Origin of the sequence: Buttiauxella gaviniae, from assembly GCF_040786275.1 — a bacterium.
GTDB lineage: Bacteria > Pseudomonadota > Gammaproteobacteria > Enterobacterales > Enterobacteriaceae > Buttiauxella > Buttiauxella gaviniae_A.
In genome coordinates this window covers 1,292,474-1,312,499 of record NZ_JBFMVT010000002.1, presented here as the reverse complement: position 1 = coordinate 1,312,499, position 20,026 = coordinate 1,292,474, and the positions used below count along the sequence as shown (strand labels likewise).

Below are 20,026 nucleotides of genomic sequence, written 5' to 3'. Positions count from 1 at the left end.
TTATGAAGCAGACAACAAAACGCGCTCTGCAACTCAGTGCGCTCGCTCTGGCCTTTGGCGTGGTTAGCGCGCAAGCCGCCGACAGGATTGCTTTTATTCCGAAGCTGGTTGGCGTGGGCTTCTTTACCAGCGGCGGCAACGGAGCGATGCAGGCGGGTAAAGATCTCGGCGTGCCGGTGACCTACGACGGCCCAACCGAGCCGAGCGTTTCCGGCCAGGTGCAGCTCATTAACAACTTCGTCAATCAGGGCTATAACGCGATTATTGTCTCAGCCGTGTCGCCGGATGGCCTGTGCCCTGCGCTAAAACGCGCCATGCAGCGCGGGGTGAAAGTCCTGACGTGGGATTCCGACACCAAACCGGAATGCCGCAGCATTTACATCAACCAGGGTACGCCGCAGCAGCTCGGCGGCATGCTGGTAGACATGGCGGCTAAACAGGTCACCAAACCTGCCGCTAAAGTGGCGTTCTTCTACTCAAGCCCTACCGTGACGGATCAAAACCAGTGGGTGAAAGAGGCGAAAGCGAAGATTGCCAAAGATCATCCGCAGTGGGAGATCGTCACCACGCAGTTTGGTTATAACGATGCGACTAAATCCCTGCAAACCGCAGAAGGGATCTTAAAAGCCTATCCGGATCTGGATGCGATCATCGCGCCGGATGCCAACGCATTGCCAGCCGCAGCCCAGGCGGCGGAAAACCTGAAACGCACCAATGTGGCGATCGTCGGTTTCAGCACGCCAAACGTGATGCGCCCGTATGTTGAACGCGGAACGGTAAAAGCCTTTGGCCTGTGGGACGTGGTGCAGCAGGGGGAAATTGCGGTCAACGTCGCAAATACGCTACTGAAAAAGGGCGATCTTAATGTCGGAGACACTATCGACGTGGCGAAAATTGGCACCCTGAAAGTCGAACCAAACAGCGTGCAGGGCTACCAGTATGAAGCCAAAGGCAACGGCATTGTACTGCTGCCGGAGCGCGTAGTGTTCACCAAAGACAACATCGGCAAATACGATTTCTGAGGGGGAAAAATGGCAGATCTTGACGATATCAGAGACGGCAAAGATTACGGCATTGGCCGCCCACAGGAGAACAAAGCCTTTTACCTGAAGGGGAGTGGGGCGCTGGACTGGGGCATGCAGTCGCGGCTGGCGCGGATCTTTAACCCCGACACCGGGCGCACCGTGATGCTGGCGTTCGATCACGGCTATTTTCAGGGGCCGACTACCGGGCTTGAGCGTATTGATCTCTCCATCGCCCCGCTGTTTCAGGAAACCGATGTGCTGATGTGCACCCGCGGTATTTTGCGCAGCGTAGTGCCGCCCGCCACCAACAAACCCGTGGTGCTTAGGGCTTCTGGCGGCAACTCCATTCTCAGCGAACTATCGCGGGAAAGTGTGGCGGTGACGATGGAAGATGCGCTGCGGCTCAACGCCTGTGCGGTGGCGGCGCAGATTTATATCGGCAGCGAATATGAGCATCAGTCGATCAACAACATTATCAAACTGGTGGATGAAGGGACGCGCTACGGGATCCCAACCCTTGCCGTAACGGGCGTGGGCAAAGAGATGACGCGTGATGCACGCTACTTTTCCCTCGCCAGCCGCATCGCCGCAGAAATTGGCGCGCAGTTTGTGAAGACCTATTTTGTCGAAGAGGGTTTTGAAAAAGTGGCTGCCAGTTGCCCGGTGCCGATTGTTATCGCCGGTGGCAAAAAGTTGCCTGAACAAGAGGCGCTGGAGATGTGCTTCAGAGCGATCGACCAGGGCGCAAGCGGCGTGGATATGGGGCGCAATATCTTCCAGTCTGACGCGCCCCTCGCCATGTTAAAAGCGGTGAAAAAGGTGGTGCACGAGAATCTTTCCGCCCGCGAGGCGTACCAGTTCTGGCTGGATGAAAAGCATCAGGGAGGCAAAGCATGAATGTGACGCTGGTGGAAATTAATATCAAACCGGAGCGGGTTGATGAGTTTATGGATGTGTTCCGCGCCAATCACGAAGGGTCGGTTAAAGAGCCGGGAAATCTGCGTTTTGACGTGCTGCAAGACCCGGATGTGCCGACGCGGTTTTTTATCTATGAAGCCTACCAGAATGAGGACGCGGTGCTGGCGCACAAGCAAACGGCGCACTATCTGGCGTGCGTAGAGAAGCTGGATGGAATGATGTCGGAGCCGCGTAAGAAGCGGAGTTTTGTGGGGTTGTTGCCGGGTTAAGTGGTGGTGATATTGGCTCTGCCAGTGTCGGGAACAAATGACCCCCTCCCAGCCTCCCCCTTGCCAGGGGGAGGAGTAAAAGTCCCCCTTGCAGGTGGAGGAGCTAAACTCCCTCCCCTGGAAAGGGGAGGGCTGGGGTGGGGTCCGAACCGGTTCTTGCCGAATACCTGAGTGAGATCTGTATGAGAGACATCCTTGGAGAGGGTTTAGCTGAAGATGGTTTTAAACCTTAGCGAATAAACTCAGCAAATTTATGCGCATTTTCCTTCAGGTACGCCGGAAAATCCCCGTCCTGCAAACTGACCACTTGCAGGTTTCGTTCACGCGCCCAGATATCAAGCCCATTCTCAATGGCATTCTTGATATGCTCCTGGTTATTCAGCTCCGGCGTGTCGTATTCCGTATGCGAAATGGCGGACATTTTTTCGGAGATGCGCTCAGCCGTCATTATCCAGGAAAAGTGCCAGCCGCCATTTTTAATTTTTTGCGTTCTGAATTTGAGATAATTCCATTTAAACCATTGCTTATGTAAAACGGAGCGTTTTAAATTTCGCAATGTTTCTGGCTCGCCCAAAAAGAAGTTTTTTAAGTTTTTATAACTGGTGATGCGCGGCGCAGGGCAAATACGTGGCCTTCCATCATCATTAAACACTTGCAGATTAAACTGATAATTGTAAAAAGTTTGATGCAATACAGAACACAAATAATGAGGCTTATGCTGCGCAATGGCATCTGGATGAATTAATTCGTCAACATCCGAAACAATAATAATATCATCATCTTTAGCGTCTTTAAGGCCTCTCATGATCGCATTGCGTGTGCGCGCTTCGTTCGTCCAACTGTCTTCAACAGGCGGTTCATCGAACACCACGTAAATGATCTTATCTTTGAATTTTTGATATTTATTAATATCGAAATGCAGCTCGACCGGCAAACCCGTAAAAGAATGCGTAGATTCAACAATCACAAACTTATCAACATAATCATTGAGAACGTTTAAGCGTATGTCGAGCAGCATATCTTCATCGTAATAGAGGAAGCAGTCGTAGATCATGAAGGGAAACCAGCGTTAAAAATAAGTAAGGGAACCAGTATAAAGTGTTCTGAAGGGTAAAAAAATGAGCAGGCTTATTATATCCCCCGGAATGATATTCCGGGGGATAGGAGGGTCATAACACTAATTCAGATTTAGTGCTGCTGGTATAAACCGATTTTAATGCCTTCCTTGCACAGCTCAGCACATGTTCACACTGCTCAAGAGTGATCGTCAGCGGTGGCTCAACCCGAATTGTTTTCGAGTTATTGAGCGTCCCGGCGACCAGCACCTGCTGGCGGAACATTTCACTTGCAAAGTTATAGCCCGTTTCGTTGTCGCTAAACTCAATAGCAATCAGCAATCCCTGGCCTCGGGCATCAACCACCAGGTCCGGGAACTCGCGTTTCAGCGCCTGGAATCCGTCCACCAAAAGCTGCCCTTTTTGCGCGGCCTGAGCGGGAAGATTTTGCTCAAGCAGAACATGGATGGTTGCGAGCGCTGCCGCACAGGCCAGCGGGTTGCCGCCAAAAGTGGTGGTGTGCAGGAAAGGATTATCAAACAGCACAGAGAACACTTCTTCTGTCGCAACGGTTGCGCCAATCGGCATTACGCCGCCGCCGAGTGCTTTGGCGAGGCATAAAATATCAGGCTGTACGTTTTCGTGTTCGCAGGCAAACATTTTGCCCGTACGCCCCATACCGGTTTGCACTTCATCGAAAATCAGTAGCGCACCAAATTCATCACAAAGCTGACGAACCGCGGGTAAATATCCCAATGGTGGGATGATCACACCGCCTTCACCCTGAATAGGCTCCAGGATCACGGCTGCGACATCATCGCCCGTTTTGCGACATTCACTGAGCATGGTGCGTAACGCGTCGATATTCCCAAACGGCACATGCCTGAAGCCCGGCAGTAGAGGCATAAACGGCTTACGAAATGCCGATTTTGCTGTGGCGGATAATGCCCCGAGAGATTTGCCATGGAACGCGCCGCTGGCGGCGATAAAGGTAAATTTCCCGCGCGGGGATTGATACGCTTTTGCGAGCTTAATCGCCGCTTCAACCGATTCTGTACCGCTGTTGCTAAAGAAACTGTATTTGAGTTTACCAGGTGTAAGAGTCGCAAGCGTTTTGGCTAGCATCGCCCGTAGAGGGTCGAGAAGCTCCTGACTGTGCAGGGGTTGTTTTTCGAGCTGATGCTGTACGGCGGATACCACTGTTGGATTACGGTGCCCCACGTTAAAAATGCCGAACCCACCCAGACAATCCAAATATTCCTTACCCTGGGTGTCGACAAGCGTATTCAGACTGCTCGCTTGCCACTCTACGGCTCCGTAATCCCCGCCGGCGGTCACTGATTTGCGATACTCAAGAAAACCCGGATTCACATGCTGTTGGAAGTTTTCAATCACTTCCCGGTTTAACGCCTTCATCTCCTCATGGCTAAGTGACTTCTTTTCGATGATGTTAAGAGCGTGCGCTGTGCAGGCAAGAGCCGAAGCGCTAGTGGGTAACCTGTTCAAAATGTGCTCCTGGGAGGGACGTATCACGCGATACACAAAATAAGTATTGCAGGGAATACGCCACTTCGCTTCCCCTAAACAAAATCAGGATAAACGATCTGACGGAATGCAAATTGCGTAATAATTAGTCACACAGAGAGACATTTTGCGGCTAAATATGCTGGAGCGAGGCGGATTTTCTGGGAGATATCTGGTTTTATTGCACCATAACCATGCGTCGTGCTACTTAATGGGGCAAATGGCCGTTAAATAAAAAACGCCGGGGATATAGCCCGGCGTTGTTATCACTGAGAGACGTTACTCGTTAATGCGCGGATGCTGCTGTACCAGATTGGTACGTTTCGCCTGTAACTCTTCGATTTCACGATCTAAATCTTCGATTTTCTGCTCGATATTATCGTGGTGTTCCTGGACGATTTCGCGCGCTTCGGCAATATCCGACGCGGCAGGCGTGGCGCCTTTCAGCGGTTTATTCGCCGTCTCTTTCATCGTCAGGCCGGTAATCAGGCCGATGACCGCAACCACCATCAGATAATAAGCAGGCATCATCAGGTTTTCGGTAGTCTCGACGAGCCACGCGGCAACCGTTGGTGTGACACCGGCAACCAGCACGGAGATATTAAAGGCGCTGGCGAGCGCGCTGTAACGGATGTGCGTCGGGAACATGGCCGGGAGCGTAGATGCCATCACCCCGGTGAAGGAGTTCAAAATCACCGCCAGTATCAGCAGCCCGGCAAATATCAGCCCCAGCACATTACTGTTAATCAGGATAAAGGCTGGGATCGCCAGAATCAGTAACGCGATGCTCCCGCAAAGAATAAACGGACGGCGGCCATAGCGGTCGCTCAACAGGCCAATCACCGGCTGCACAAACAGCATCCCGATCATGATAGCGATGATGATTAACACGCCATGTTCTTCGGAATAGTGCAGGTTGTGCGACAGGTAGCTCGGCATGTACGTGAGCAACATGTAGTAGGTCACGTTGGTGGAGATAACGATCCCGATACAGGTCAGCAGGCTGCGCCAGTGCTTGGTCGCAATCTCTTTAAAGGAGACTTTTGGCCCGTCGCTCAGGCCTTCTTTATCGCCTTGCTCAAGTTTTTCAACGTGCTGCTGGAACGCCGGTGTCTCTTCAAGCGCGTGGCGCAGATACAGGCCGATAATCCCTAAAGGAAGCGCCAGGAAGAACGGCAAACGCCAGCCCCAATCAAGGAAGTTAGCTTCACCGACGATAGCGGTAATCAGCACCACAACGCCCGCGCCGCTGACGAACCCGGCAATCGAACCAAAGTCGAGCCAGCTACCCATAAAGCCGCGTTTACGGTCCGGGGAGTATTCCGCCACAAAGATGGAAGCCCCGGTGTATTCACCACCCACTGAGAACCCTTGCGCCATTTTCGCAAGTAACAACAGGATTGGCGCCCAGATACCTATCGTCGCGTATGACGGGATCAGGCCAATACAGAAGGTACTCAATGACATAATGATGATGGTGATGGAAAGGATCTTCTGACGCCCGTACTTATCACCCAGCATGCCGAAGAACAGGCCGCCTAATGGGCGAATTAGGAAGGGAACGGAGAAGGTCCCTAGCGCGGCAATCATCTGCACGCTTGGGCTGGCATCCGGGAAGAAGACCTTACCGAGAGCGTAGGCAACAAAGCCATATACGCCGAAATCAAACCATTCCATTGCGTTGCCGAGTGAAGCGGCGGTGATAGCCTTTTTAAGGCGGCTGTCATCAATGATGGTTACGTCACTGACCTTGATAGGTCTGACTTTCTTTTTCCTTTTTAGCATTATTTTCCTCTTTATTCCTTGCGGGAGCGAAATGGTCTCCCAATTCATTGTAGTGTGCGGTTTATATCTTGAAGGTTAAAACTCCAGCACTTAGCGTCACTATGCTGTTTTCATTAATAACTTCATGAAAGTATTGGTAAATGTGGCTTGCGCCTTAAATCATTATAAAAAATATGGCTTCGTTAATAAACTGTGATCGCGATCAAGTTTAACCGCTAAAGTAAATCTTTGCAGCGCCGAAATAACAATACAACTAAAAATATTAACAATCGGATAACCTGCCAAGGGAGTTGCTATGACTGCGCGCGCGGCTGCTACACAGCATGAATACCTGCTCGACGACGATACGACATTGATGTCCACCACCGATTTAAAGAGCATCATTACCCATGCGAATGATGCATTCGTGAAAGTAAGTGGTTACCAACTTCACGAACTTACCGGCCAACCCCACAACCTCGTGCGCCATCCTGATATGCCAAAAGCTGCCTTCGCGGATATGTGGTACACCCTGAAAAAGGGCGAGCCGTGGACCGGTATTGTTAAAAATCAGCGTAAAAACGGGGACCACTATTGGGTGCGGGCAAACGTCGTGCCGGTGGTGCGCAACGGGAAAACGACCGGATATATGTCGATTCGTACTAAAGCGACGCAGGAAGAGATTGCTTCCGTCGAGCCGCTCTATAAGGCACTTAAAGAGGAGCGCTGCAAACGCCGTTTGTTTAAAGGGCTGGTGCTGCGTAAAGGCTGGCCGGGAAAATTACCCGCGTTACCGCTGCGAAGCCGTATCCGCCTGATCATGAGCGGTGTGTTTTTGCTTATGATGGCGGCCTCTGCCGCTTTGGAGATCGGCGTACTTTCCCTGCTGATTAGCGGCCTTGCGAGTGTGTTGGCCTGTGGTCTGCTGGAGTGGCAAATCGCTCGCCCGCTGGAAAATGTGGCGCGTCAGGCGCTGGAAGTGGCGACGGGAAATCAACAGCGCGTGCAGCATTTGGCGCGGACGGATGAAATCGGTATGACGTTACGCGCCATCGGCCAGCTCGGTTTGATGTGTCGCTGGCTGATTCATGATGTCAGCCATCAGGTCGAAAATGTACGCAGCGGCAGCGAGACGCTGGCGCAGGGCAATGTGGAGCTGAATGAACGGACGCGCCAGTCGGTTGTTAACGTGCAGCAAACGGTGACCACCATGAGCCAGATGGCGGTTTCGGTACAGAACAACTCAGAAACCGCCGCCGCAGCAGATAAGCTCTCCAGCTCGGCGAGCGAGGCCGCGGCCCACGGCGGCAAGGCAATGGAAACCGTCGTGACCACCATGGATGATATTGCCGATAGCACTCAGCGTATTGGTTCGATTACCAGCCTTATCAATGACATTGCCTTCCAGACCAACATTCTGGCGCTTAACGCCGCCGTTGAAGCCGCGCGAGCGGGAGAGCAGGGCAAAGGATTTGCGGTGGTTGCCGGGGAGGTGCGCAACCTGGCGCAGCGTAGTGCGACGGCGGCAAATGATATTCGCAAACTTATCGATGCCAGCGCCAACAAAGTGCAGTCCGGTACCGTTCAGGTTCACGAGGCGGGGCGCACCATGAATGACATTGTTGAGCAGGTGCGAAACGTCACACAGTTGCTCGGGCAAATCAGCCATGCCACTTCGGAACAGGCCGAAGGGCTAGCGGATTTAACCCGCGCGGTTGCCGAACTGGATGCGATCACGCAAAAAAATGCCGCGTTAGTCGAAGAAAGTGCAGAAGTGTCTGCCATGGTGAAACATCGCGCGGCACGTCTGGAAGATGCGGTAACGGTGTTGCATTAAATTCTATAGGGCACATTTTTCGCTCCATGCTGACGAATTATTAGCTAGTCTGGGACAGATTGAACGTTTATTCACGACCCTAATCTTTGGAGAGCGTTATGAGTCAGTCGTCCCAAATTAACCGCCGCTTTGTGCTGGCGCAGCGTCCAAAAGGTATGCCGACCGATCAAGATATCCGCCTGGAAGAGGTGCCGGTGCCGCAGCCTGCTGCGGGCCAGGTGCTGCTACGGACGCTCTATTTATCTCTCGACCCGTATATGCGCGGGCGTATGGACGATGCGGAGTCTTACACGCCTGGACTGGCTATCGGGGATGTAATTGGCGCTGGCACCGTGTGCCGCGTCGAGAAATCTGAACACGCCGATTACAAAGCGGGAGATCTGGTTCTGGCGTACACCGGCTGGCAGGATTACGACCTGTCAAATGGGGAAGGTTTGCAGAAACTGGATGCCAATATGCAGCACCCTTCGTATGCGCTCGGTTTGCTGGGAATGCCGGGGTTCACCGGCTATATGGGGTTGACCGATATTGGTAATCCGCAACCGGGCGAAACGGTGGTAGTGGCGGCAGCCAGCGGCGCTGTGGGGTCGGTGGTGGGCCAGGTGGCGAAACTGCTCGGTGCGAAAGTTGTGGGTATCGCGGGCGGAGCGGAGAAATGCCGCTATGTAACTGAAACCCTGAAATTTGACGCCTGTATCGATCACAAAGCCCCGGATTTTGCGGAGCAGTTAAAAGCCGCCTGCGGTAACGGGATTGATGTCTATTTTGAAAATGTGGGTGGGGCGGTGTTTGATGCCGTGTTGCCTCTGCTCAATACCAAAGCTCGCGTTCCGGTGTGCGGCGTTATCAGCCAGTACAACGGCATGAACAGCTCCTTTGAGCACGACCGTTTACCGCTGCTGATGGGGACTATCCTGAAGAAACGTCTGCGTGTTCAAGGGTTTATTATTTCGCAGGATTATAGCGATAGTTATCCGGCATTCTTTAAGCAAATGAGCCAGTGGCTGGCAGAAGGGAAAATCCAGTTCCGCGAAGATATTGTCGATGGCCTGGAAAAAAGTGTGGAAGCGTTCCGTGGTTTGTTGGTCGGCAAGAATTTTGGCAAGCTGATTGTGAAAGTGGCTGATTAAATATCGGGATGATTTTGTCGGGTGGCGCTAGCGCTTACCCGACCTACATCAAACGCTGGCGGTAGTGGGCGAATCCGGCTGCGGGTGGGGCTAGCGCTTACCCGACCTACATCTGGTTTGTAGGGTGGATAAGCGACATCCACCCAATATTATTTAACGGCAAAAGGCCCATCAACCACTGAATTTCTTGCCTGTAATTCAGAGGTAAATATATTCTCTTTCGATAAATAGCCGCCGTCCAGCATCGATATTAAACGGTTGATCACTTCGCTAATCATACTGCTTACCGGGTCTTTAACGCTGGATAATGCCGGTGAAAGATAAGGGGCAACAGGGATATTATCGAAGCCAATAATCGATATTTTACTGGGGACGGAGATCCCTTCATCATTTAATTTTTTCATTGCGCCAATTGCCATTTCGTCATTACTGGCGAGGATTGCGCTGATCTTTTCTTTGTGTGAAAGCAATGCCTCAACGGCGGCAACGCCGCTGGCTGGTGTCCATTTTCCTAGCACAATCAGGTTTTCATTAATGCCAATATCGTATTGATTTAACGCCTCTTTATATCCAGATAAGCGTTCGACTGCCGTCGGGGAATCCATCGAGCCGGTAATAAAGGCGATATCACGATGACCGCGGTCGATAAGATATTTTGTTGCCAGAAAACTCGAGCCTTTATGGTCGCAACAAATACAGTGGCTTTGATGTTTTCTTAATTTACGGTTCACGACCATGATCGGCTGTTTATGCCTTTCAATAATCTCGTCCATTTCATCAATGGTCAAAAATCGCGGATAAATAATTACCGCATCACAACGTAAATCGAGCAAAAATTGGATCGCTTCCCGCTCTTCCTGGGCGCTGTGTTTACCATCCACCAGAATAAGTTGACGGCCATTGTCTTCTAATTTCTTCGCCGCCTGAGAAAGTATTTCACTAAAGTAGCTGCCGTTATAAAGCGTGTTGGTAACGACTAAGCCAATACATTCTGATTTGTTAGAGGCCAAATTACGCGCCAGTAAATTTGGCCGATACCCGGCGTCTTCAATGGCTTTATAGACCTGCTGTTTCGTGGCTTCGCTAACGTATCCCTTGCCGGATAAAACGCGTGAAACGGTGGCTTTTGAGACACCGGCTTTTTTTGCCACTTCTAGCATTGTCGACATGGGAGCTTCCTGGCTTTCTTGAATGCGCCCATTTTACACATTCCACGGCGACAAAATACTGCGCGAAAGGTTTGCACACTGGGTGCATGCCGCGCTTATGGCGATCGTCATCACAAAATTAACATAATGTAAAATTAGTGTTTGATCTGTTGGTTTTGCATGGTCAATCTAATGTGGAACCGGTTACCTATTTCTCAGACCCCTACATGTCGACGCGGTGTTACCGGGAGAAATTGTTCATAACTGCATGAATTTGAAAAATAAACGCAAGCTTGATACAGCGTGTGTCATTACAAGAGAGTGATAGCTCATGGCTAAGAATTATGCGGCAGTATCCCGGTCGATAGTCGACGCAATTGGTGGGGCGGGCAACGTGGGAGCGGTGACACACTGCATGACACGTTTGCGGTTCGTGTTAAATGACGACAGCGTTGTGGATACCGCGAAGCTCAAAACTATCGACGGTGTGCTGGGTGTGGTTCGCAGCGAAAATCAGTGCCAGGTGATTATCGGTAACACCGTTTCTCAGGCGTATGCGGAAGTGTTGAAGCTGTTGCCGGATGGTATGCAGCCTGTGGCGCCCGCCTCAGGTAAAAATAAAATCACGCTAAAACGTATTGGTGCCGGGATTCTGGATGCGCTGATTGGCACCATGTCACCGTTGATTCCGGCGATTATCGGCGGCTCGATGGTGAAGCTGCTGGCGATGATTCTGGATATGACCGGAATCTTTGAGAAAGGCTCTTCCACGTTAATTATTCTCAATGTGATTGGCGATGGCGCATTCTTCTTCCTGCCGGTGATGGTTGCAGCCTCAGCGGCGGTGAAATTCAAAACCAATATGTCGCTGGCGATAGCCATTGCTGGCGTATTGGTTCACCCGAACTTCATTGACCTGATGGCAAAAGCCGCGCAGGGCCAACATGTTGAATTTATGGGGATGACCGTGACGGCCGTGAAATACACTTACACCGTTATCCCCGCGCTGTGTATGACGTGGTTGCTGTCTTACATCGAAAGATGGGTGGACCGTATCACGCCGGCAGTAACTAAAAACTTCCTGAAACCGATGTTGATTGTGCTGATCTCCGCCCCGATTGCCATCATGCTGATTGGCCCGCTGGGTATCTGGATCGGTACTGGGATTTCATCTCTGGTTTATACCATTCACCACTATCTGGGCTGGTTGTCCGTCGCGATTATGGGCGCGCTGTGGCCGTTACTGGTGATGACCGGCATGCACCGTGTATTCACTCCGTCTATCATTCAAACCATTGCCGAAACGGGTAAAGAGGGCATGGTTATGCCATCGGAAATTGGTGCCAACCTGTCGCTGGGTGGTTCATCTTTAGCTGTGGCATGGAAAACGAAAAACCCTGAACTGCGCCAGACTGCATTAGCTGCGGCGGCTTCTGCGATTGTGGCCGGAATTTCTGAACCCGCACTTTATGGTGTGGCGGTGCGCCTCAAACGCCCGCTGATTGCGGCCTTGATAAGCGGTTTTATCTGCGGCGCGGTCGCAGGCATTGGCGGGCTTGCCAGCCATTCGATGGCATCGCCAGGTTTGTTTACCAGCGTGCAGTTCTTTGACCCCGCCAATCCTATGACCATCGTTTGGGTATTTGGCGTGATGATTCTGGCCGTGATGCTCTCTTTCTTCCTGACCTTACTGCTGGGCTTTGAAGATATTCCGGTTGAAGAGGGGAATGAGAAGAAACCAGAGGCCGTTGTTGCTCCGCAGCAAGCTGTGAACGCTAACTAATTTAGAAGAGGAATCTCATGACTGCATCAATTTTTCCTGATGGTTTTTTATGGGGCGGTGCGATAGCGGCGAACCAGGCTGAAGGCGCCTATCTTGAAGGCGGTAAAGGGCTCACCACGGTTGATACGATCCCCCACGGCAAAGACCGTTTATCGGTAAAACTGGGTATCGAAAAACGCTTTAGCTTACGTGATGATGAATTTTACCCAAGCCACGTCGGGATCGATTTCTATCATCGCTATAAAGAAGACATCGCGTTAATGGCGGAAATGGGCTTTACGGTATTCCGCACCTCGATTGCCTGGAGTCGTATTTATCCGAATGGCGATGAATTAACGCCGAACGCGGAAGGCATCGCGTTTTATCGCGACATGTTTGCAGAATGCAAAAAGTACGGTATCGAACCGCTGGTGACGCTGTGCCACTTTGATGTGCCGATGCATCTGGTGAAAGAGTACGGTTCATGGCGTAACCGCAAAATGGTGGAGTTTTTCACCCGCTATGCGCGTACCTGTTTTGAAGCGTTCGACGGGCTGGTGAAATACTGGCTGACCTTTAACGAAATCAATATTTTGCTGCACAGCCCGTACTCCGGTGCAGGCCTGGTCTTTGAAGCGGGCGATAATAAAGAGCAGGTAAAATACCAGGCGACGCACCATGAATTGCTGGCGAGCGCGCTGGCGACCAAAATTGCCCACGAAGTGAACCCGAATAATCAGGTCGGTTGCATGTTGGCGGGGGGCAATTTCTACCCGTACTCCTGTAAGCCTGAAGATGTCTGGGCGGCACTGGAAAAAGATCGTGAGAATCTGTTCTTTATTGATGTTCAGGCGCGTGGGGCTTATCCGGCGTATGCCAAACGTCTGTTCCGCGAAAAGGGCTTTGAGCTTGAAGTGCAGCCGGGCGATGAAGAGATACTTAAAGACACGGTTGATTTCGTCTCGTTCAGTTATTACGCCTCGCGCTGTGCGTCCGCAGATATGAACGACCAAAACAGTAATGCGGCAAACATCGTGAAATCGCTGAAAAATCCACACATCGAAGCAAGCGAATGGGGATGGGGCATTGACCCGCTCGGCCTGCGCATCACCATGAATATGATGTATGACCGCTACCAGAAGCCGCTGTTCCTGGTGGAGAACGGGCTCGGGGCGAAAGACGTTATCAACGAGCACGGCGAAATCAATGACGATTACCGCATCAGCTATTTGCGCGAGCATATTAAAGCGATGGGCGATGCGATTGACGACGGGATTCCGGTTATCGGCTACACCTCATGGGGCTGTATCGATTTGGTTTCAGCCTCAACCGGTGAGATGAGCAAACGCTATGGCTTTGTTTATGTTGACCGCGATGACCAGGGCAACGGTACGCTCTCCCGCACGCGTAAAAAATCGTTCTGGTGGTATAAGAAAGTGATTGCCAGCAACGGGGCTGATTTAAGCTAACACGTCTGTTTTGCGGCCCGGGTTATTTGCCGGGCCGCGATAATTCTTTATACCCGCACTACCATCTCAACCGCATCGCTATCCTGCAGCCAGTCGCGCGTGTTAATCCTCAGCATTTCCATAAAGGTATTTCCTGCCGTCGAAAGGCGGGCGATATTTGGGCACAAAATGCAGATGCTGCTGGCCGGGAGCACTTCGCGCAGCACCAGCGGGCGCAGGTGTGGGCTGTAGCCAGGAAAGCGCAGGCGAACCGATGTCCACATACTGACCATTTCAGATTGCTCCATCATGCGCGCCATAATCCACGGCGATGAACAGTGAACCACATTTTGTGGCAGCGGCAGGTTATAGCGGCGGAAAACTTGCCTCAGAATCGAGTGCTCTCCGGGCTCATCCCAATCCAGCCACGGGTAATTCAGCAGGTTTTTCAGGGATGTGGTGTGCGTCACGGGGTGGTGATTTCCGGCGATTATCGTGTTGCTCAGGGCGTAGAGCGTCTCGCAGTACATGCCATTTTGCTCGGTATTGCTTGCCGTGGTAATCACCGCGATATCCAGCCGTTGATTTTCCAGCGCATGATGAATTTGCTGCGGTCGGCCTTCCATAATAATGAGTTTTACGCCGGGGTAGCGTGTCTGAAACTGAATGAGCGTCTGGGTAAAGGGCCCGTAAGAGGCGGCGGAGGTAAACCCTACCCGTAACTGGCGCATCGCTTTGCCGAGCAGGCTGTCGATTTCGTCTCGCGCCTGATGCAGCGAACGGTCGATGTCGCGGGCGTGGCGCAGCAAAACTTGCCCGTACTCATTTAGCGTTACGCCGCGTGATGAGCGTTGCAGAATCGGCATGCCGATTTCCGCTTCCATCTCCTGAATGGTTTTGGAAATGGCCGGTTGGGTGAGGTGTAACGCTTTTGCCGCTTTGCCAATACTGCCCTGCGCCGCCACTTCCAACAAAATATCTAACTGATTTAGTTTGATTTTCAATTTTCCGTCCCGCCTGCATAGCTACCGTGGTGCAAAAATTGCTCTCTCACAATACAAATAAGATAACCAAAGGCATAACTAATTTTTATGATTGTAATGTTCTTTTTTTATGCAGATAGTTAAATCCATTCCAGTTTGTTTACATCTGAGTAACAAAAAAAGGACGTGAGCATGAAACAGCGTGTCAGTTATGCCCAGGGGGAGGCGGAGGTATCAGCCTCGCTTCCGTATGATGCGCCGTTGGTCCCGGAGCGCGCCAATTTTAAGTCGTTGGTGGCGGTTACTCTCGGCAATGGCCTCGAGATTTATGATTTTGCGGTTTACAGTTTTTTCTCGGTGATCATTGGTCATCTGTTTTTCCCAAGCTCCAATGATTACACCTCGTTGCTGATGGCGGTGGCGACGTTTGGCGTGGGGTTTGTGATGCGTCCGCTCGGCAGCATGGTGCTCGGAAATTATGCCGATAAACATGGGCGTAAAGCGGCAATGACGCTGATTCTTGGCCTGATGTCTTTAGGAGTGATGATGGTGGCATTTGCGCCCACTTATCATCAGGTTGGCATTCTCGCCCCTATCGTGCTGGTGGCGGGACGTATGTTGCAGGGGTTTTCTGCGGGCGGCGAAGTGGGGGCCGCGACATCATGGCTGATGGAGGCGGGGGATAAATCTCGCCGTGGCACTCGCGTAAGTTGGCAGATGACCAGCCAGGGCGGGGCGGCACTGTTTGGTGCGGCAATGGGCGCGGGTTTGAGCCATGTGCTGAGTGAAGAACAGCTTTACGACTGGGGCTGGCGCATTCCGTTTATTGTCGGCCTGGCGATTATGCCGATCGGTTTGTACATCCGCAGGCAACTGGCTGAAACCCATGCCGTGGAGCCGACCGTTGCCGCTGTAAATCCGGTGCTGACGTTATGGCGTGAACATCGCCGTGCGTTATTACTCGGCATTTTGCTGGTGATGAAAGCCACTACCACGTTCTACATCATTATCTATTACATGCCGGCGTATATGGTTAACACGCTGCACATGCCTGCCAGCACTTCATGGTGGGTGAGTTTGACGGCGGCGGGGTTAACGCTGGTGATCCCTTATTTCGGCGGCAAACTGGCGGATAAACTTCCGCAACGCAAACCGATCCTTATTGCCTGTGCGGTGGTGTCGTTTGTGCTGATTTGGCCGATCTTCGCTTCCATTCTTCATGGTGCGCCGGTGGGCGTGACGCTGATGCTGATCGCGTTGGATCAGATCCTGGCGAATATCAGTGCGGCGGCCTTTTTCCTGTTGATCCTCGAAGCCTTTCCAAAAGCGGTGCGTGCCTCGGGCATGGCGATGGTCTATGCCATCGGCGTGACGCTATTTGGCGGTTTCGCGCAGCTCATCGTCACCTGGCTGTTAAAAGTCACCGGACAACCCATGGCGCCCGCCTGGTATTTGATGTTCTGCGCCATCGTTACTTTTGCAGCGCTGCTTGCCTGGCATGAGCACAAAACTTTCTCTGATGAATAAAAAGGAATAACCCTATGCTTATTAAAGAAATTCTTGATAACGAAGAAGAGATGATTGCTATTCGTCGCGATTTTCATCAGCACCCGGAGTTAGGTTTTGAGGAGTTTCGCACCAGCAACCGTATTGCTGAATTGCTGACGGGCTGGGGCTATGAAGTGCATCGTGGCTTAGGCGGCACCGGTGTGGTGGGAACGTTGAAAGTCGGGAACGGCGGCAAGCGCCTGGGGATTCGCGCGGATATGGACGCGCTGCCGATGCAGGAGCAAACCGGTCTGCCGTGGGCAAGCGTGGTGGAAGGGAAAATGCACGCCTGCGGGCATGACGGGCACTGCGCTATTTTGCTGTCTGCCGCCCGTTATCTGGCTGAGCATCGCCCGTTTAATGGCACGCTGCATCTGATTTTCCAGCCGTCAGAAGAGTCCATCGGCGGCGCAAAGCGCATGATCGACGATGGGTTATTTAAGCTCTTTCCGTGTGATGCGGTGTTTGGCCTGCATAATTTCCCCTTACTGCCCGCTGGCGAGATCGCGACCAAGCCCGGCGCATTAATGGCTTCGTCGGATAGCATGACGATCACCCTTGAGGGCAAAGGCGGGCATGGATCGATGCCTGAGCACTGTATCGATCCTACCGTCGCCGGGGCGTCGATCGTCATGGCGTTGCAAACTATTGTTTCGCGCAATGTCGATCCTCAGGATTCCGCGGTGGTGACGGTGGGGAGCCTGCAAAGCGGTACGACGCATAATATTATTCCGCACAGCGCGGTGCTGAAATTGAATATGCGAACGTTTAAATCAGAAGTGCGTGATGTGGTGAAACAGCGCATTCAGAAGCTGGTTCACGCGCAGGCGGAAAGTTTTGGCGTGAAGGTATCCATTGCGGTGGATTTTGGCTACCCGGTGACGGTGAACGATCCGCAGCAGACCGAGTTTGCGTTGCAGATTGCGCGTGATGTTTTTGGAGCCGATAACGTTGCCGATCCTGCGCAGGTGAAAAGTGCGATGGGCAGCGAAGATTTCTCTTTCATGCTGGAGGAAGTTCCGGGCTGTTATCTGTGGCTTGGTATTGGAACGGGAAAGAATGATTATTCCGTTCACCATCCTTTATACCAGTTTAACGACGCCTGTATTTCAAGCGGTGCGACCTATTGGGCCAAACTGACCGAGTCGTTTTTACGCTGATTTTCCACGCTCACGCGGCGTCGGCAAGCTGCGTGAGCGCTACTAAATTACAACTTTCTACTGACGGCTAATAACCCTACATTTTCTAAAATTAAAGAAACTGTGTGTAGAGGTTAAACATGTCCTGGCAACCGTTTCTCACCGTGATCCCCGGCTCTGTTCCTGCGGATCTTGCCATCAAACATATCTCTTACAGCGACATAAGTGATACCTGGCCGATGAAGGATCGGGTGTCAGAACAGATCGGTGATATTAACCAGCAGCTAATAAATGATCCCGCCCTGGAAGCCCCGGAAATTTTTTTAGATAGCCTGGGAAAAAAGCAGATCCGCTTTCGCAATAAACTCTCAGAACAAGCCTTTCAGGATCGGCCCGCGCTTCACGAGTGGCGTTGCCAATTGGTTCCTACCGCTCTTTCCCTGTGGGCTGTGCAGCATCCTCTGGCCGAGCGTCTGATAAGCGGCAGGGAAATGGATGGCAACAGCCGTTCCTGGTTTATTCATGCCAACGATGCGCAAGGCGTTCGGTCGCGGGCGAAAGTGATGGCGGCGATTGCCGATGTTTATATTAATAATTATGCGACGGGAAACTGGATAAGCCTGGCTTGTGGGGCGGCGGTGCCGGTTCTCAGAGCGTTACGCGGGGCGAACAGACGCACGCAGAAATTCACTTTGTTGCTGATTGACCGCGATCGCCAATCGCTGATGTTTGCTCGCGGGCTGGCGACACAATATGGCCTGGTTGAAGGGCATCATTATCAACTGCTGATGCGCAATTTGCTCGAGGGGATAATTGTCAGCGACAAGCTGGTAAAGGAACTGGGTGAGCAGTCGGCTGAATTGGTGGATGGCCTGGGGATTTTCGAATATTTTTCGGCACCTGATGCGGTGCATTTTATCCGCCACGCGTTGCGATTAGTGAAACCCGGTGGCGTGATGATTATCTCCAATATGTTGAGTACCAGCCCGCAGCTCGCCTTTTTGCTGCGCTGTATCGGCTGGGCCACGCTCTACCCGCGAACGCTGGTTGAGCTGAGAGATATTATTCTTGCGGCGGGTGTTGATTTGAAGAATGTGACGGTGACGCTTCCGAGCGATGGGGTTTATGCGGTGCTGGAAATCAATGTGAAATCTTAAACCTGCCCCTCAATAAAGGGGCAGGAGAGAATATTAAGAGAGGTAATTCACACCCTGCTTGAGTACAAAATCACACGCCTTGGTTTTCACTTTCTCTGCCAGCGGCGAGCTGCCGATGGTATTCAGATTCAACTGCTGATCTTTACCGGTGTTAAGCAGCCCCATCAGACCCTGGGTGTAATCCTGCGGCTGGGTTTGTTTGGTGCCGCTATCCAGGCCGAGCTTATCCAGAAGCTGGTTCTTGATGTTGTCCGTATTGGTGGCAGAAACCAGTTTATTCTTCATGCAGTACTGCAAAATACCTGCCGCGTTGGTCATGGTGGCAGAACTCAGGGCGCTCGTTCCGCCGCCGAGTAGGCTGGTCAGGGATGCCATTGAGTTACCGGTGGTGCCCGCAGTGTTGCTAGTGGTGGTCGTCTTGCTCAATTCACTTGCCGCGCTGGAGAGCTGATCCTGCCAGCTTGAGGCCATCGCCTGAGCGGTGAATACGGACGTTGCCAGTGCCAGAGCACACATAACCTTATTGCTTGCTTTCATCTGTTTATACTCTTTTCGATAACCCTGCATCGCAGGAGAATTTTCGTCGAGTATACCGCTTTCTCTGAGTTCATCGAGGGTCAGAGATTTCTTAAAGCTTCCAGATAGCCTAATTTTCATGGCCCGATGTAGCGCAGCACCACTTTTACGGCCATTTCACGGTAATGGGAGGTGCTGTCAGCCGGTTCCGCTCCCTCTTCAAAGAAGTTGGAGAAGGTATAACTGTTCGCGACATGATAGAAGCTAAAGCTGCTGATCAGACGGTGCACGTCTTTGGCGGTCACTTGCTTATTGAATAGCTGTTTTTCCTGGCCGCGGGAAAGCACATTTTCCAGTAATTCCAGTGCGCTGCGGTTAATCTCGCGCAGGTAAGCCGATTCTTTAACAAAACGCCCGCGCTGCATGTTTTCCATACAAATAATGCGAATAAAATCCGGGTGAGTGGCGTGGAAATCAAACGTCCATTCCACCAGCTCAACCATCGCTTCTACCGGGGGGCGATCGACAAGATTTAGCTTACGTTCACAGCTGCGAATTTGGGTATACACATACTCCAGCACCTGCACGTAAAGCTGCTCTTTGCTTTTGAAGTGATAGACCACCATCCGCTTCGTGGTATTCGCCTTCTCTGCAATTTGCTCCATGCGCGCGCCGTTAAGGCCAAATTCAGCGAACAAACTGATGGCGCTGAAGAAAATCTTTTCTTTCAGACTGGCGTCATCGAAACGCTCAGGAAGATAAATTTCGTGGGTTTCCACGCAAAACTCCTTAATGTCATCAGG

The 20,026-nt window shown here is 51.8% G+C and carries 17 protein-coding genes; 10 read left to right on the top strand and 7 right to left on the bottom strand.

Annotation, left to right across the window (positions count from 1 at the left end; translation table 11 throughout):
* Positions 1–2 precede the first annotated feature (2 nt).
* Genes lsrB through lsrG form a run of 3 tightly spaced genes read left to right on the top strand, consistent with a single transcriptional unit; the run spans position 3 to position 2,212 of the window.
* The gene (gene lsrB / locus AB1E22_RS06635; protein WP_367594634.1) at positions 3–1,022 is read left to right on the top strand and encodes an autoinducer 2 ABC transporter substrate-binding protein LsrB; all 1,020 of its coding nucleotides are present in this window, start codon (positions 3–5) and stop codon (positions 1,020–1,022) included.
* Positions 1,023–1,031: 9 nt separating this feature from the next.
* Positions 1,032–1,922 (top strand): 3-hydroxy-5-phosphonooxypentane-2,4-dione thiolase, encoded by an 891-nt coding sequence (lsrF, locus tag AB1E22_RS06630; protein WP_367594633.1) that lies wholly within the window; start codon positions 1,032–1,034, stop codon positions 1,920–1,922.
* Positions 1,919–2,212: a (4S)-4-hydroxy-5-phosphonooxypentane-2,3-dione isomerase gene (gene lsrG, locus AB1E22_RS06625; RefSeq protein ID WP_367594632.1), complete on the top strand. Its 294-nt coding sequence runs from the start codon at positions 1,919–1,921 to the stop codon at positions 2,210–2,212. The genes lsrF and lsrG overlap by 4 nt, the downstream gene beginning before the upstream one ends.
* Positions 2,213–2,441: 229 nt before the next feature.
* Here the strand turns inward: lsrG and AB1E22_RS06620 are convergent, their stop codons facing one another.
* The 3 genes from AB1E22_RS06620 to proP form a co-directional block, all read right to left on the bottom strand.
* The gene (locus tag AB1E22_RS06620) at positions 2,442–3,266 is read right to left on the bottom strand and encodes a benzoate transporter (RefSeq protein WP_367594631.1); all 825 of its coding nucleotides are present in this window, start codon (positions 3,264–3,266) and stop codon (positions 2,442–2,444) included.
* A 115-nt stretch (positions 3,267–3,381) separates the two neighbouring features.
* Positions 3,382–4,773 carry a putrescine aminotransferase gene (gene ygjG / locus AB1E22_RS06615; protein ID WP_367594630.1) on the bottom strand — a complete coding sequence of 464 codons (1,392 nt, stop codon included), beginning with the start codon at positions 4,771–4,773 and terminating at the stop codon, positions 3,382–3,384.
* 297 nt (positions 4,774–5,070) lie between these two features.
* Positions 5,071–6,576, bottom strand: coding sequence for a glycine betaine/L-proline transporter ProP (gene proP / locus AB1E22_RS06610; protein WP_367594629.1), 1,506 nt, complete (start codon positions 6,574–6,576; stop codon positions 5,071–5,073).
* Between the two features lie 295 nt (positions 6,577–6,871).
* On the opposite strand from proP, the gene AB1E22_RS06605 reads away from it, so the two are divergent.
* Together AB1E22_RS06605 and AB1E22_RS06600 are read left to right on the top strand one after the other, a co-directional pair.
* Entirely contained in the window at positions 6,872–8,392 is a 1,521-nt protein-coding gene (locus AB1E22_RS06605) for a methyl-accepting chemotaxis protein (protein WP_367594628.1), read from the top strand.
* 98 nt (positions 8,393–8,490) lie between these two features.
* A complete protein-coding gene (locus AB1E22_RS06600) occupies positions 8,491–9,522 on the top strand; it encodes an NADP-dependent oxidoreductase (RefSeq protein ID WP_367594627.1) in 1,032 nt (343 codons plus the stop codon).
* A gap of 149 nt (positions 9,523–9,671) precedes the next feature.
* Here the strand turns inward: AB1E22_RS06600 and AB1E22_RS06595 are convergent, their stop codons facing one another.
* Entirely contained in the window at positions 9,672–10,691 is a 1,020-nt protein-coding gene (locus AB1E22_RS06595; protein WP_367594626.1) for a LacI family DNA-binding transcriptional regulator, read from the bottom strand.
* A 310-nt stretch (positions 10,692–11,001) separates the two neighbouring features.
* On the opposite strand from AB1E22_RS06595, the gene ascF reads away from it, so the two are divergent.
* Positions 11,002–12,453: a PTS cellobiose/arbutin/salicin transporter subunit IIBC gene (gene ascF, locus AB1E22_RS06590; RefSeq protein ID WP_367594625.1), complete on the top strand. Its 1,452-nt coding sequence runs from the start codon at positions 11,002–11,004 to the stop codon at positions 12,451–12,453.
* 17 nt (positions 12,454–12,470) lie between these two features.
* Positions 12,471–13,901, top strand: coding sequence for a 6-phospho-beta-glucosidase (locus AB1E22_RS06585; RefSeq protein WP_367594624.1), 1,431 nt, complete (start codon positions 12,471–12,473; stop codon positions 13,899–13,901).
* A gap of 47 nt (positions 13,902–13,948) precedes the next feature.
* On the opposite strand, the gene AB1E22_RS06580 is transcribed toward AB1E22_RS06585, so the two are convergent.
* Entirely contained in the window at positions 13,949–14,884 is a 936-nt protein-coding gene (locus AB1E22_RS06580) for a LysR family transcriptional regulator (RefSeq protein WP_367594623.1), read from the bottom strand.
* A gap of 171 nt (positions 14,885–15,055) precedes the next feature.
* On the opposite strand from AB1E22_RS06580, the gene AB1E22_RS06575 reads away from it, so the two are divergent.
* The 3 genes from AB1E22_RS06575 to AB1E22_RS06565 all read left to right on the top strand — a co-directional run bounded on the left by AB1E22_RS06575 (position 15,056) and on the right by AB1E22_RS06565 (position 18,707).
* Entirely contained in the window at positions 15,056–16,390 is a 1,335-nt protein-coding gene (locus AB1E22_RS06575; RefSeq protein WP_367594622.1) for an MFS transporter, read from the top strand.
* Positions 16,391–16,404: 14 nt separating this feature from the next.
* Positions 16,405–17,571, top strand: coding sequence for a M20 aminoacylase family protein (locus AB1E22_RS06570; protein ID WP_367594621.1), 1,167 nt, complete (start codon positions 16,405–16,407; stop codon positions 17,569–17,571).
* A 119-nt stretch (positions 17,572–17,690) separates the two neighbouring features.
* On the top strand, positions 17,691–18,707 hold the full coding sequence (locus AB1E22_RS06565) for a class I SAM-dependent methyltransferase (protein WP_367594620.1): 1,017 nt from the start codon (positions 17,691–17,693) through the stop codon (positions 18,705–18,707).
* 33 nt (positions 18,708–18,740) lie between these two features.
* On the opposite strand, the gene AB1E22_RS06560 is transcribed toward AB1E22_RS06565, so the two are convergent.
* A complete protein-coding gene (locus AB1E22_RS06560; protein ID WP_367594619.1) occupies positions 18,741–19,244 on the bottom strand; it encodes a DUF2501 domain-containing protein in 504 nt (167 codons plus the stop codon).
* Between the two features lie 116 nt (positions 19,245–19,360).
* Positions 19,361–20,002, bottom strand: a complete 642-nt coding sequence (locus AB1E22_RS06555) for a TetR family transcriptional regulator (protein ID WP_367594618.1) — start codon at positions 20,000–20,002, stop codon at positions 19,361–19,363.
* Positions 20,003–20,026 lie beyond the last annotated feature (24 nt).